The 12,922-nt window shown below is 75.5% G+C and carries 11 protein-coding genes and 1 pseudogene; 4 read left to right on the top strand and 8 right to left on the bottom strand.

What is annotated here, in order from left to right; genetic code table 11:
• Position 1: 1 nt before the first annotated feature.
• Positions 2-1,522 (top strand): annotated as a pseudogene (locus tag ACEZDE_RS02655) (BTAD domain-containing putative transcriptional regulator); the annotation flags it as partial.
• 91 nt (positions 1,523-1,613) lie between these two features.
• Entirely contained in the window at positions 1,614-2,138 is a 525-nt protein-coding gene (locus ACEZDE_RS02650) for a ricin-type beta-trefoil lectin domain protein (RefSeq protein WP_380531472.1), read from the top strand.
• A 1-nt stretch (position 2,139) separates the two neighbouring features.
• Here the strand turns inward: ACEZDE_RS02650 and ACEZDE_RS02645 are convergent, their stop codons facing one another.
• On the bottom strand, positions 2,140-2,739 hold the full coding sequence (locus ACEZDE_RS02645; RefSeq protein WP_380531469.1) for a TetR/AcrR family transcriptional regulator: 600 nt from the start codon (positions 2,737-2,739) through the stop codon (positions 2,140-2,142).
• Between the two features lie 114 nt (positions 2,740-2,853).
• On the opposite strand from ACEZDE_RS02645, the gene ACEZDE_RS02640 reads away from it, so the two are divergent.
• On the top strand, positions 2,854-3,327 hold the full coding sequence (locus tag ACEZDE_RS02640; protein ID WP_380531466.1) for a nuclear transport factor 2 family protein: 474 nt from the start codon (positions 2,854-2,856) through the stop codon (positions 3,325-3,327).
• A gap of 194 nt (positions 3,328-3,521) precedes the next feature.
• Entirely contained in the window at positions 3,522-4,778 is a 1,257-nt protein-coding gene (locus ACEZDE_RS02635; RefSeq protein ID WP_380531463.1) for an MFS transporter, read from the top strand.
• A gap of 55 nt (positions 4,779-4,833) precedes the next feature.
• Here ACEZDE_RS02635 and ACEZDE_RS02630 read toward each other — a convergent pair whose 3' ends face one another.
• From ACEZDE_RS02630 to ACEZDE_RS02600, 7 genes are all read right to left on the bottom strand, one after another.
• Positions 4,834-5,721, bottom strand: coding sequence for a helix-turn-helix domain-containing protein (locus ACEZDE_RS02630; protein WP_380531461.1), 888 nt, complete (start codon positions 5,719-5,721; stop codon positions 4,834-4,836).
• An 87-nt stretch (positions 5,722-5,808) separates the two neighbouring features.
• Positions 5,809-6,657 carry a class I SAM-dependent methyltransferase gene (locus ACEZDE_RS02625; protein WP_380531458.1) on the bottom strand — a complete coding sequence of 283 codons (849 nt, stop codon included), beginning with the start codon at positions 6,655-6,657 and terminating at the stop codon, positions 5,809-5,811.
• Complete coding sequence (locus ACEZDE_RS02620) at positions 6,654-8,180, bottom strand: 4-hydroxyphenylacetate 3-hydroxylase family protein (protein ID WP_380531456.1); 1,527 nt, start codon at positions 8,178-8,180, stop codon at positions 6,654-6,656. The genes ACEZDE_RS02625 and ACEZDE_RS02620 overlap by 4 nt, the downstream gene beginning before the upstream one ends.
• Complete coding sequence (locus ACEZDE_RS02615; RefSeq protein WP_380531454.1) at positions 8,180-8,818, bottom strand: flavin reductase family protein; 639 nt, start codon at positions 8,816-8,818, stop codon at positions 8,180-8,182. Before ACEZDE_RS02615 ends, ACEZDE_RS02620 begins: the two co-directional genes overlap by 1 nt.
• Entirely contained in the window at positions 8,815-10,656 is a 1,842-nt protein-coding gene (gene asnB / locus ACEZDE_RS02610) for an asparagine synthase (glutamine-hydrolyzing) (protein ID WP_380531452.1), read from the bottom strand. Before asnB ends, ACEZDE_RS02615 begins: the two co-directional genes overlap by 4 nt.
• Positions 10,656-11,480, bottom strand: a complete 825-nt coding sequence (locus ACEZDE_RS02605) for a hypothetical protein (protein WP_380531450.1) — start codon at positions 11,478-11,480, stop codon at positions 10,656-10,658. The genes asnB and ACEZDE_RS02605 overlap by 1 nt, the downstream gene beginning before the upstream one ends.
• Positions 11,481-11,743: 263 nt before the next feature.
• Complete coding sequence (locus ACEZDE_RS02600; RefSeq protein WP_380531447.1) at positions 11,744-12,559, bottom strand: response regulator transcription factor; 816 nt, start codon at positions 12,557-12,559, stop codon at positions 11,744-11,746.
• Positions 12,560-12,922 lie beyond the last annotated feature (363 nt).

Here is a 12,922-nt window from a genome sequence, read left to right as displayed (position 1 = left end):
GGTGACGGAGAACGGTCGGCTGCGGGTGGAGACCCTCGGGCCGCTGCGGGTGTTCGCGGGCGCGCGGGAACTGACGCTCGGGCCGCCCAAGCAGCGGACGGTCCTCGCCGTGCTCGCGCTGAGCGGAGACAGCCCGGTCTCGCGGGACGACCTGATCGACCACCTCTGGGGCTCCGCCCCGCCCGCCACCGCGGCGGGCAGCGTGCACACCTATGTCTCCGGCCTGCGCCGGGTGCTGGCCGAACCGCTGACCGGCTCCGGCGCGGGCTACGCGCTGCCACTGGCCCCGGACGGGCTCGACGTCCGGGTGGTCGAACGGCTGGCGGCGCGGGCGCGGGCCGACCAGGGGCGGGCCCCGGCCGCCGCGGTCGACGCCTACGACGCTGCGTTGGCCCACTGGCGCTCCGGCACGGTGCTGGCCGGACTGCCGGGCCCGTTCGCGGTCGAGTACCGGGCCTGGGCCTCGGACCTGCGGCTGCGGCTGCTGATGGAGCGCGCCGAACTGCTGCTCGGCCTGGACCGGCCGACCGGGGTGGCCGAGGAGCTGCGGGCGCACGTCGCCACCCACCCCTACGACGAGCGGCTGCGCGCCCTGCTGATGACGGCGCTGAGCCGCAGCGGCCGGACCGCGGACGCGCTGGCCCAGTACCGGGAGCTGCGGACACTGCTGGCCGAGGACCTCGGCATCGACCCCTCGACCGAGTTGCGCGAGCTCAACTCCTCGATCCTGACCGAGAACGGGCGCGGCTCGGGGGTGCCCGCGCCTGTCCCCGCCCCCGCTTCGGCGCCCGTCCCCGCTCCCGCTTCGCCGCTCCGGCCTGCCCAACTGCCGCACGGCGTCGGCGCGTTCGTCGGCCGTCGGGAGCAGGTCGAGCAGGTGCTGACGGCGGCCGGGCAGGCGGACCCGCCGGGGATCGTGATGGTGGTCGGGGTCGGCGGGGTGGGCAAGACCGCGCTGGCCGTGCACTGCGCGCACCGGTTGGCGGACGCCTACCCGGACGGCCAGCTGTACCTGAACCTGTGCGGCTTCGACCCCAAGCAGCCGGCCCGTTCGGCCGCGGACAGCCTGCACCACCTGCTGGCCTCGCTGAACGTGACCGACATCCCGGCCGACCACGGGCAGCGGGTGGCGCTGTGGCGCAGCACGGTACGGGACAAGCGGCTGCTGATCGTGCTGGACAACGCCGACTCCGCCGAGCGGGTCGAGGAACTGCTGCCCGGCGCGGGCCCCTCCTGCACCATCGTGACCAGCCGGAACCGGCTCAGCGGGCTTGCCGTGCGCTACTCGGCCCGGCGGGTGACCCTGCCGCCGTTCAGCGCGGGGGAGTCGCTGGAACTGCTCGCCGCCTCGGTCGGCCCGGCCCGGGTGGGCGCGGAGCCGCTGGCCGCGCGCCGGTTGGCCGAACTGTGCGACGGGCTGCCGCTGGCGCTGCGGATCGCCTCGGAGCAGGTCACCGCCGGGCCCTCGGCCCGGATCGCGGACCTGGTGGCCGACCTGGAGGACGTACGGTACCGGCTGGACGCGCTGCAGATCCCGGACGACGAGCTGTACTCGGTGCGCGGGGTGCTCTCCTGGTCCTACGCCAGGCTCGACCCCGGGGCCGCCCGCGCCGGTGGCCCACGCCGCGGGCACGCCGCGGGCGACCGCGACGGCCCCCGCCTCCCCGCCGGTGACCGCCCCGGCCGGGGCCCCGGCCACTTCCGCCGCCGGCACGGCGTCAGCGTCCGCCGCGGGCACGGCCGCTGCCACGGCGTCAGCCCCCGCCGCCGCGGGCGGAACCGGCGCGTCGCTGAAGAACCCGGCCACCGGCAAGTGCCTCAGCGCCGGTCCCGGCACCGACGGCACCCCGCTGGTGCTGGCCGGCTGCGACGGCGCCCCGGACCAGGCCTGGCACGCCGCCCCCGACGGCACCATCCAGAGCCAGGGCCTGTGCATGGACGCCGCCTGGGGCGCGGTCACCCCGGGCACGGTGGTGCAGGTCGCCCGGTGCAGCGGCAACCCGGCCCAGCAGTTCTCGCTCCGCGACGGCACCGTCTACTCCCAGCAGGTCAAGCTGTGCGTCGGCCAGGTCAACGGCGGCGCCGCGATCCGGCTGGCCGCCTGCACCGGCCCGGCCACCGTCCTCAAGCAGTTCTGAGTCACCCGGCGACAGGCGGCCGCAGGCCGTCGCGGACCACCGCGCGGGCGCGGGCCGCGGATGCCGGGTGGCCGTCCAGGTGTTCCAGCATCCGGGCGGTGCCCACCAGGATCGCGATCAGTTCCGGGACCTCCAGGTCCTTCCGCACCGCGCCTGCGCGCTGGGCGCCGCTGAGCAGTTCGCTGAGCACGGCGTGCAGCGCGTGTCCGGCCTCGGCGGCCGCGGCTCCGACGTCGACCCCCGCGTCGGCGAGCGCCGCGGCGAAGGCGTTCTTGACCGGGGACGCCTCCACGATCAGGTCGAACAGGGCGAACAGCGCCTCCGTGGGACCGCTCTCGGCCAGCAGTCGCCGTCCCTCCTCGGCCAACTGCTCGAGCCGCCGGATCAGCACCGCTTCCAGCAGCGCCTCCTTGGTCGGGAAGTGCCGGAACACGGTGGCGATGCCGACGTTCGCCCTTCGCGCGACCTCCTCGGTGGACGCGCCGGTGCCCTGCTCGGCGAAGACCGCCTCGGCGACCTCCAGCAGCCGGGCGCGGTTCCGCCGCGCGTCGGCACGCAGCGGCTTCGGACCCGGTACGGGCGGAGTCTGCTCTGTCGTCAACTGGTCCTCGCCTTGCTTGGACAAACCTGCCTGGACAAACGGAGTCGTCTATCCGTATCGTTGGAAACGAAGTCGCCTATCCGATTGTAGGCGGCCAGGACCCGGAGGTCAGCCATGCCCGCATCCGTCACCCCGCGCGAGGTCTTCGAGCAGCTGATCGGCCGCATCGCGGCCGGGAAGTGGGGCGACATCGCCGAGCTCTACGCCGAGGACGCCGACGTGGAGGTCGTCTTCGCGCCGGTCCCCCCGCGGCGCGTCCACGGACGCGCCGAACTCCGGGAGCGCTTCGTCGAACTGGGCGGCGGCGACGCGATCCGGCTGAACGCCGAGGACGTCCACGTGCACGCCACCGACGACCCGGAGGTGGTAATCGCCGAGTTCGTCTACCAGGGCCTGTTCCCGGCCACCGGCCGCAGCTTCCGCACCGCCAACATCCAGGTGCTGCGGGTCAGGGACGGCCTGATCGTCGAGACCCGCGACTACCACGACCACCTCGCCCTCGCCGTCGCGGGCGGGGGAGCGGACCGGCTGCTCGCCGCGCTGGACCAGGACGCGTTGAACCAGGACGCATCGGACCAGCAGGGGTGACCGCCCGGTTCCTGTGAGCCGTGGTCACAGGATGATCGCCTGTCTGGTTGACCGCCCGGACCTGCCGACAGCATGGACCGGCCGGACGGCCCCCGCTCCCGACGGAGCCGCGACCCGCCGTCCGGCGCTGGCCCCTCGCGGTCCGGCCGCGGCTCCGCACGGACGCGCTGACGCGCGAAAGGGTTGTGGTTCGCTTGGGCACCGTCTCCGAGGTGGAGGCCCACCCGGCCGCCGACGCCGGGGCGTTCGACCGGCTGCGCTACGCCGGGGTGTTCGCCCTGCTGTTCCTCTTCGGCACCGAGACCTTCCTGGTCTCGCCGCTGCTGCCGACCGTCGCCCGCGACCTCCGCGTCAGCGGGGCCGCCGCGGCGTCGTCGGTCACCGCCTACGTCCTGGTGTACGCGGTCTGCGCGCCCTTCCTCGGGCTGCTCAGCGACCGGGTCGGCCGCAGGGCGACGCTGCTGGTGGGCACGGCGCTGTTCGTGCTCTCGAACCTGGGCGCCGCGCTGTCCGCCGGGCTCGGCGAGCTGATCGCCGCGCGGGCCGTGGCCGGACTCGCCGCCGCCGCGGCGGGCCCGGCGATCTGGGCCCACATCGCCGAGACCGCCCCGGAACGGGTCCGGGGGCGCGCCCTCGGCCTCGGCATGGCGCTGTTCTCCTGCGGCCAGGTGGTCGGAGTGCCGCTGGGCGGGGCGCTGGCCGGGCTGGCCGGCTGGCGCTCGGCGTTCCTGGCCCTGGCGATCGGCACCGCCCTGGCCGTGCCGCTGCTGCTCCGTCAGGTGTCCGGCGCCCCGGCGGCGGCGGTGGCGGCGACCGAGGCGGGGCCCGGCGGTCTGCCCGGTGCGCTGGCCGCCGTGCTCGCCGGGTGGCGCAGCCCGCTGCTGCGCAGGGCACTGCTGGTCAACACGGTCTTCCACGCGGCCAATCTGGGCGCCTACACCTTCCTGGGCGCGCTGCTGGTCGCCCGGTTCCGGCTGACGGTGACCGAACTCGGCCTGGTCGGCGTCCTGGTCGGGGCGGGCAGCGTCGCGGGCTCGCTGGTCGGCGGGCGGCTCAACGACCGGGTCCGCCGGGCCGGGCGGACCGGACTGCCGCTGCTGCCGCTGTGGGGGCTGCTGCTGGCGGCCGGGACCGCCCTGGCCGCGAAGGGCCCGGGGCTGCCGCTGGCGCTGGCCGGGGTGGTGGTCTGGTTCCTGGCCAGCGGCGGCTTCGTGACCGACCAGCAGGCGCTGGCGGGCACGGTGGAACCGGAGCTGCGGGCCACCTCCAGCGCCTGGCTGACGTCGACCATGTACGCGGGGACCGGCCTGGGGGCCTGGGCGGTGGGCGCGTTCACCGCGGTCCCGACCGGGACGCTGGTGGTCGGCTCCGGGCTCGCCCTGCTGGCCGCGCTGGGCGGGGCGCTGCTCGCGGCCGGGACGGCGCGCCGCGGCGCGCCCGGGGAGGCCTGACGGCAGGTCAACCCGCCTGCAGCTCAGCCTGACGGAACATCAGTCTGACAGCAGGTCAGCCCGCCGCCCGCTGCGTGCCGTCCTCGCCCGTCGTAGCGGGGACGGCACGCAGTGGGCGTTCGGTCAGCGCGGTCATCCGCTCCCGGTCCTCCGCGCCGACCGGGGTGAACAGCAGGACCAGCGCCGACGGGTCGTCCACCGGGTGGAACGAGGACAGCGACAGCCTGACCGGGCCCAGCCCCGCGGGTTCCACGGTGACCGTGCGGGCGGTCAGCTCCGCCACCGAGTGGCATCCCCACCAGTGCCGCAGCTCCGGCGCGTCCTGGTCCAGCCGCCGGTAGACCTCGCTGGTGCGGGGCGCGCCGAGGGCGGTTCCGGCCTGGGCCCTGAAGTGCTGGAACACATTCATCGCCAGCGGTTCCCAGTCGTGCAGGACGCCGCGCAGCCGCTGGTCGGCCGCCATCAGCCACATGAGGTTGCGCCGGTCGGCCGGGACCGCCTCGGGGGCTCCCCACAGCGCGCTCCAGGGCGCGTTCCAGCCGAGCAGGTCGAAGCAGCGGTCCAGCAGCACCGCCGGGCTGGTCGGCCAGGAGTCGAGGACCGGCTGCACGGCGCGGGCCAGCTTTCCGGTCGGGCCCTCCTCGGCCGGTCCGGCCGGCTCGTGGTACCCGGCCAACCGCATGGCGTGCCGGACGCCCGTCCCGTCCAGCCGCAGGGCCCTGGCGACCGCCTCCAGGACCTGCCGGGACGCCGCCACCCGACCCTGCTCCAACCAGGTGTACCAGGCCAGACCCACCCCGGAGAGCGAGGCGACCTCCTCGCGGCGCAGCCCGGGGGTGCGCCGCCGGGCCGTCGCCACCAGCCCCACGTCCTCGGGCTTCAGCAACTCGCGGTGGGCCCGGAGGAAGGAGCCGAGCTCCTGGCTTGCGAAGGGAGTGGACACGGTGCGGGCTCCTCGGCCGGACGGACGGGACGGACGGGACAGGCGGGCGGTGGGACGGGACGAACGGGCACCGGTGCTGACGGCGTTTCAGGCGCCGCTGGGGACGAGCTTCCAGAGCCGGACCGGCATCCGGCTGACCCAGCCGCGCTCCTGCTGCCGCTGCCAGGCGGCCTCGCCGACCGCGCGGAAGAAGTCGCCGCGCCGTTCCGGCCCGACCAGTCGACTGTAGTAGTCGCCGAAGGTGGCGGCGTGGAAGTGCTCGTACTGCGCCGCGTCGGCGACGGTCACCTCGGCCTGGCGTTCGAGGAACGACTCGGTGGTCAGGAACTCGCCCAGCAGCGCCGCGAGTTCGTCCACCGTCCGGGTGCGGGCGCCGATCGGCAGGACGCCCGCCGCGGCGAACACCCCCGGCACCGCCGCGCGGTCGGCGCCCAGTCGGACCAGGGCGTCCCGGACGATCTCGTCCTCCCCGGCCAACCCGTCGGCGTCCCGGGCTGGGTGATAGGTCGTCAGCAGGAAGCCGCCGCCGGGCGCGAGGTGGTCCCGGACCCAGCCGAACACCCGGGCCTCGTCCGGATACAGCCAGTGCAGCACCGAGGTCATGGTGACCGCGTCGGCCCGGTACGGCAGCGGGGCCGGGTCGGTGAGGTCGGCCTGATGCAGGGCGACCCGGTCGCCGTGGGGCCGGAGCCGTTCGGCGGCCTCGGCGAGGCGGTGCTCGGAGCGCTCCAGGCCGACCGCGAGCCGCAGCGAGGGATGCCGCAGCAGCGCGGCCTCCAGCAACTGCCCTATCCCGCTGCCCAGGTCGACCAGCAGCTCCGGCCGCGGCGGCAGCCGGTCCAGCACCCAGTCCCGGTCGTGCACCTGGCGCAGCCGGCTGGCGTCGGCGTATCCCGCCAGGGTGCGGGCCTGGATCTCGACGGCGGACGCGCTCACGGGTGGACCTCCTGGAAGTCGGTGCTGGCGGGTGCGGTGCTGACGGGCGAGGCGGTGACGGGTTCGCTGATGAGCCGTTGCAGGCGCTCGCGCACGGCGCCCTGGTCGTAGCGCTTGAACAGGTTGATCCGGTTCCGGGCCAGGTCGCCCCGGTGCACCGCCTCGTAGAGGTCCTGGCGCTGGCCGAAGCCGTCCCCGGTCAGCTCCCAGGCGAGCCGGAACAGCCGGGACTTCTGCTCGGCACCGATGCCGCGTCCGCGCATGTAGCGGTCGAGCTGAGGCCGCAGCCGTGGGTTGGCCAGGTCCTTCGCGGTGGGCTGCATCAGCAGTCCGGACGCGCCGATGGAGCGGACGATCTCCACCGCGCTGCCGGCCACCTCGGCCGACCAGACCCGGCTGGCCGCGGTGTCGCCGGGGGCCAGCAGCCCGCCGTCGGTCACCGCGGCCCTGGCCTCGGCCGCGTCCAGGAAGTACTCGGTCAGTTCGGCGTAGCCGGCCAGTCGGCCCAGGTCTTCCTGGATGTTGCGGAAGCCGTCCACCCCGATGCTCTCGGCCAGCAGGGTCGCGGTGGCCAGCAGCGTCCGCAGCCGCTCGCGGTAGCGGATGTGGCCGACGTAGGCGCTCCAGGCGTTGATCCGGCCCAGGCCGGTCCTGGCCAGGTCGGCGTCCCGGAGCAGGAACACCCGGTCCCAGGGCACCAGGACGTCGTCGAAGAACAGCATGGCGTCCTGCTCGTCGTAGCGGGCGCCGAGCGGGTGGGCGTGCCCCCACGGGGCGCTGCCGAGCGGTTCGCGGCAGAGCGTGACCAGGCCCGGGGTGTTCAGCGGGAGCGCGAACCACACCACGAACTGCTCGCCGCGCCGCTGCGCGAACGAGGCCGACAGGTAGACCAGCACCTCGTGCGCCAGCGGGGCCAGCGTGGTCAACTGCTTGGCGCCGCGCACCACGATGCCCCGGTCGTTCTCCTCCAGCACCCGCAGGGCGAGGTCCGGATCGTCCACCGGGTCGGCCGAGCGGTCCACCTGCGGGTCACCCAGGGCGTGCGAGAGCACCAGGTCGTTGCGGGCGCAGTGCCGGTACCAGGCCTCGGCGTTGGCGCCGAAGCCGGTCCGCGCGCCCTCCAGCCGGTGCCGGAAGTCGTAGACCCCGACCGCGATCGAGGCCATGAAGGCGGGGGAGCGCCCGTGCTGGCCCAGGGCCTCGGCGTGCCAGAACTCGGCGCTGCGCCGCTGCAGCCGCAACTCCTCCAGGGTGTAAGGCGGTTGGTAGCCGCGAGCGAGCCGCAGGCCGGTGTCCGGGTCCTTCCAGGTGAGCAGCTCCTCGTGCTCGGGCTGGTGCTGGAGGTCGAGCAGCCGGGCGAGTTCGTCGACGGCCGGTCGGAACGCCGGGTGCGTGGCCGGGTCGGTGACCAGCTCACCGTCGAGGTAGAGCTCGCGTCCGTCGTCGAGTTCGGCCCGGTAGCGGTCGCCGGTGAGCAGGCCGCGCCCGGGGGAGGAGGGGGAGGTGGTGCGGGACAGGGGCATCAGCGGGCTCCGGCTGGGGCGGTGGGACGGTGGACGGGGTCGCTGTCGGGTGCGGGCGCGGCCCCGGAGGCGGGTCCGGGTGGTCCGGGTGCGGAGTCGGGCACGGGGCCGGGCCCGACGTCGAGTTCGAGATCGAGTTCGAGGGAGTGGAACCGGCCGTCGTGGTGGACCAGCGGCTCGCCCGGCTGTCCCTCGGCGGCGACCACCCGGCCGATCAGCAGGGCGTGGTCGCCGCCCGGCAGGACGTCGTGCAGCAGGCAGTCGAACCAGGCCAGGCAGCCTTCCAGGACCGGCGCCCCGGTGTCCTCGGTGCGCATCGGCGCGCCGGTGAACAGGCCCAGCGCCCGCCCCGCCCCCGGCGCGGCGAAGCGCCGGGCCAGGCCGTGCTGACGGTCGGTCAGCACCGAGACGGCGTAGTGCCCGGCGACCCGGGCCGCGGCCACCAGCGGGCTGCGCAGGTCGACCGCGACGCTGACCAGCGGCGGGTCCAGGGAGAGGGTGCAGAGCGAGGAGACGGTCTTGGCGAACAGCTCCTCGTCGGCCCGGACGGTCAGCAGGGCGACCCCGGTGGTCCAGTGCCGGGAGACGGCGCGGAAGGCGTCCGGGTCCACCGCCCGCGCGGGGGAGCGGCCGGTCATCGCAGCCCCACCCGGTAGGCCCGCAGCCACTCGTCCACCTGGACCAGGTGGTCCAGTCCGCCGACCGGGTTGGGCGCGGTGCGCGGGCTGGGCAGCGGCCGTCCCTCGGCCAGCAGCCGCCGCACCTCCGCCCGGTCGACCAGGTCGAAGACCGGCGCGTTCGGGTCGGCCAGCAGCCCGTGCGCCCGCTCGGTGAGCACCTCGGAGTAGCGGACCGCAGGGGTGGACGGGTAGCCGCTCTTCGGACGGTCCGTCACCTGCGGCGGCAGCAGGTCCCGGACCGCGTCCCTGAGCAGGCCCTTGGAGCGCCCGCCCGGGGCCTTGACCGCCCACGGCACGTTCCACAGGTACTCGACCAGCCGGTGGTCCGCGAACGGGACCCGGACCTCCAGGCCGACCGACATGCTGACCCGGTCCACCCGGTCCAGCAGCGACGGCAGCCAGCGGGTCAGCGCCAGGTGGGAGACCTCGCGCAGCCGCCGGTCCCGACCCCGCTCGCCGTCCAGCCGCGGCACGGCGGCCAGCGACGCCCGGTAGGCCTCGGCGGCGTACTCCGACGGCCGCACCTCCGCGGCGACCTCGGGGCGCAGCAGCGCCGCCGGGGCGGTCCGGCCGTGCAGCCAGGGGAAGGTGTCGGCGGCCAGCGCGGCCGGGTCGTGGAAGTAGGGGTAGCCGCCGAAGACCTCGTCCGCCACCTCCCCGGACAGTGCCACCGTGGAGTGCCGCCGGACCTCGCGGAACAGCAGGTGCAGCGAGGCGTCCATCTCGCCCCAGCCGGGCCGGTCGCGGGCCCGCAGCACCGCGTCTCGGGCGTCGAGCAGGTCGTCGTCGGGGATCAGCACACTGGTGTGCAGGGTGCCGATGTGGTCCGCCGCGGCCCGGACGAACGGGGCGTCGGCAGAGGTGCGCCAGGCGTCCGGGGCCCGGTCGGCGCTGCCGGGGAAGTCCACCGAGAAGCTGCTGACCTTGCCCTGGCCCGCCTGCTCCCTGGCGACGGCGGCGAGCGCGGTGATCGCGCTGGAGTCGACCCCGCCGGAGAGCAGGGTGCACAGCGGGACGTCGCTGATCAGCTGCCGCTGCACGGTGTCGGCGAGCAGCGAGCGCACCCGCTCCCGGGTCGCGGGCCCGTCGTCCGGGTGCGGGGCGGAGCGCAACCGCCAGTACGGCGTCTCCCGCGCGCCGTCGCGGTCGACCGTCACCAGGTGTCCTGGCAGCACCTCGCGCAGGCCGCGGAACAGTCCGTGGCCCGGGGTCGGCGCGGCCGGCAGGGCGAACAGCTCGGCGATGCCCTCGGCGTCCAGCTCGGCCCGGAACAGCGGGTTGGCGAGGACGGCCTTGGGCTCGGAGCCGAACAGCACCCCGGTCCGGTGCGCGTGCCAGAACAGCGGCTTGACGCCCAGACGGTCCCGGACCAGCAGCAGTTCCCGGCGGCGCTCGTCCCACAGCGCGTAGGCGAAGATCCCGTTGAAACGGGTGGGCGCCTGGGCGCCCCACTGGAGGTGCGCCCGGAGCACCACCTCGGTGTCGGAGCGGGTCCTGAAGCTGTGGCCCAGCGCGGTCAGCCGGTGCCGCAGCTCGCGGTGGTTGTACAGCTCGCCGTTGTAGGCCAGGACGGCGGCGCCGGGCTGCTCCGGGTCGGCCCGGTCGGCCAGCGGCTGCGCCCCGCCGGCCAGGTCGATGACGGACAGTCGGCGGTGGCCCAGGGCCGCGTGCCGGGACAGCCACACCCCGTCCGCGTCGGGCCCGCGGCAGGCCAGCGTCCTGGTCATGGCCTGGACGGTGCGGCGCTGGGCCCTGAGGTCGGTCTCCCAGTCGATCCAGCCGGTGACGCCGCACATCACGCCTCCCGGGCTTCGCCGGGGGCGGTCGCGGCGGACCGCTCGGCCTGGGCCGGGGCCGGGGCTGAGGCCTGGGCCGGGCCCGGTGTGCTGGCCTCCCAGTGGCAGCCGTGCCCGGTGGGCCCGGTCCGCAGGCTGTGGTCCGGGCGGTAGCCCTTGGCGCTGATGTTCGCGGAGAGCGCCTCGGTGCAGTAGGTGCACGGCGAGGCCAGGGTGAGCCGGACCCCGCCGCGGCGGGCCTGCTCGCGGTAGTCCCAGATGGCGCAGTGGGTGATGGTCAGCGCGGCGCGGTCGGCGGGCGCGGCCTGGTCCACCTCGTAGTCGGAGCCGTACAGCTCGGCCTGACGGGCGATCCGGTGGATCGGGTCGGCGGCGCCCCGGCCGTGGTCGGGCTCGACCAGCCGGTACACCTGCGCGTTGGCGCGGGCCCAGTCGCCGAGGACCTCCTCGCCGAACCGGGTCACCAGGAAACGCTCCATCAGCGCCTGCCCCCGGAAGAAGATCCGCTGCCAGGCGGCCGAGCCGCCGGTGGTCGGATCGGGCAGGTCGGCGAAGATCTCGGCCTGCAGCGCGAACCAGTCGGTCAGCCGGACGCCGCTGCCGCCGCCGTCGGCCTCCGACCGGGCGACCAGGAAGCGGGTCAGACCGGCCTCGGCCTCGTGCAGGCGCTGCCGCCAGAGCGCGGCGCGCTCTTGGTCCGGCATCGAGCGGTAGCGCGGACGGAGCTGCTCGGACAGGTCCTGGTCGCCGGGCCGCCGGTCGTCGGCGGCGTGCGGGGGCCGCTCGGCGGCGGGCGCGACGGCTCCGCGGAGAGCATCGCTCATCTCGGGGTCTCCTTCAGCGGATCGGAGCGGGCGGGGGACCCGTGAGCCGCGGTGAAACAGCTCCCAGCCCTCGGTCGCCGGTAACGCTACGGAGACCGGGACGCCCCTCAGAAGCCCCGAACGGAGCCGGAACGGGCGACCAAGGGCGACCCCGACTACTCCCAAGGTCGCCCCCTGCCACGTCGGCACCGGCGTTGACGAGCCGTCAGCCGTCAGCCGTCAGCCGTCAGCCGTCGGCCGCCCCGCCGCCCGTTGACCGACCGTCAGCTGGCCAGCCCGTGCCGGTGCGCATACAGCGCGGCCCGCAGCCGGTCGGACTGGCCGATCTTGCGCATGGCCTGGGTGAGGTGCTTCTTGACGGTCGCCTCGGCCAGGGCCAGCTCGCGGCCGATCTCGGCATTGCTCAGCCCGCGCGCCAGCTGCGCCAGCACGTCCCGCTCACGCCTGGTCAACCCGGCGTCATGAGGCAGGAGTTCGGGCCGCTGGCCGGGCAGCCCCGGCAGCGTCGGCGATCCGGGCAGCCCGGACGCCGGTATCCGCGCGGTGGGCGGGGCGGGCAGGAAGACCGAGCCCCCGGCCGCGGCCAGCGCCACCGCGCCGATGATCTGCTCCTCCGCCAGGTCCAGCGGGAAGCAGCCGCTGGCGCCGGTGAACAGGATCCGGCTGGCCTCGGCCGTGCTCTCGACCCGGCGCAGCAGCAGCACCCGGGCGTCCGGCGCCCCGTCCGGGCCGCGCAGCCGGAGCACCGCGGCGAGGTCGGCCTCCAGCGAGTCGCCCCGGCCCAGCAGGATCACGTCCGGACGCACCCGCCGCACCGCGTCCAGGGCGCGCAACGGGTCGGAGGAACTGCCGACCACGGTCAGCCCGGGACCGGCGGTCAGGACGCTGCGCAGGCCCGCGCTGGCGACCGGGTGGCGCTCCACCAGGAACACCCGGGTCGCGGCTCTCCCGGGGAGGCCGGGAGAGCCGGCGGGGCCGGCGCCGACGGCCGGGGCGCCGGCCTCGGCCAGCAGTTGGGCGCCGGCGATCAGGTCCAGCGGATTGTCGATCTCGACGTGCAGGGCGGCTACCGATCCCATCGCGAACCACCCTTCCCGGTCAGCGGTTCGGCGGACGCGTGGCGACGGTCGGCAGGGCGTTCGGGTGCGCAGAAGTGCCGCGGCATGGCGGTGTGGGTCCCCTCGGACGTGGCGTGGCCGCCGCGCGTGGGCGCCGGCGGTATTCGGTGCGGGAGGGAGGGGCGTTGCCGAGCGGCGGGGCCGGACGGTCAGCGCCGGGCGCGCCGAGGACAGAGCTCGTCGAAGCATCTGCGGTGCCACGAGCCCCCGATGCCGACCAGGGTGAAGTCGGTGCGTCGGATAGCCATGCCCGCGAGCGTAGTTGCGAGTTTCAGCGCAGGTCAAGGACAACCCCTGACCGCTGCTGGGGTGGTGCGCCGGGCC

Source organism: Streptacidiphilus cavernicola, assembly GCF_042510955.1.
Lineage (GTDB): Bacteria > Actinomycetota > Actinomycetes > Streptomycetales > Streptomycetaceae > Streptacidiphilus > Streptacidiphilus cavernicola.
This window is presented reverse-complemented; position numbering and strand designations above follow the sequence as displayed.

Coding starts and splice junctions, on each gene's coding strand:
- ACEZDE_RS02605 (WP_380531450.1), bottom strand. CDS start 11,480: ATGAGCGATGCTCTCCGCGGAGCCGTCGCGCCCGCCGCCGAGCGGCCC.
- ACEZDE_RS02620 (WP_380531456.1), bottom strand. CDS start 8,180: ATGCCCCTGTCCCGCACCACCTCCCCCTCCTCCCCCGGGCGCGGCCTG.
- asnB (WP_380531452.1), bottom strand. CDS start 10,656: ATGTGCGGCGTCACCGGCTGGATCGACTGGGAGACCGACCTCAGGGCC.
- ACEZDE_RS02600 (WP_380531447.1), bottom strand. CDS start 12,559: ATGGGATCGGTAGCCGCCCTGCACGTCGAGATCGACAATCCGCTGGAC.
- ACEZDE_RS02640 (WP_380531466.1), top strand. CDS start 2,854: ATGCCCGCATCCGTCACCCCGCGCGAGGTCTTCGAGCAGCTGATCGGC.
- ACEZDE_RS02615 (WP_380531454.1), bottom strand. CDS start 8,818: ATGACCGGCCGCTCCCCCGCGCGGGCGGTGGACCCGGACGCCTTCCGC.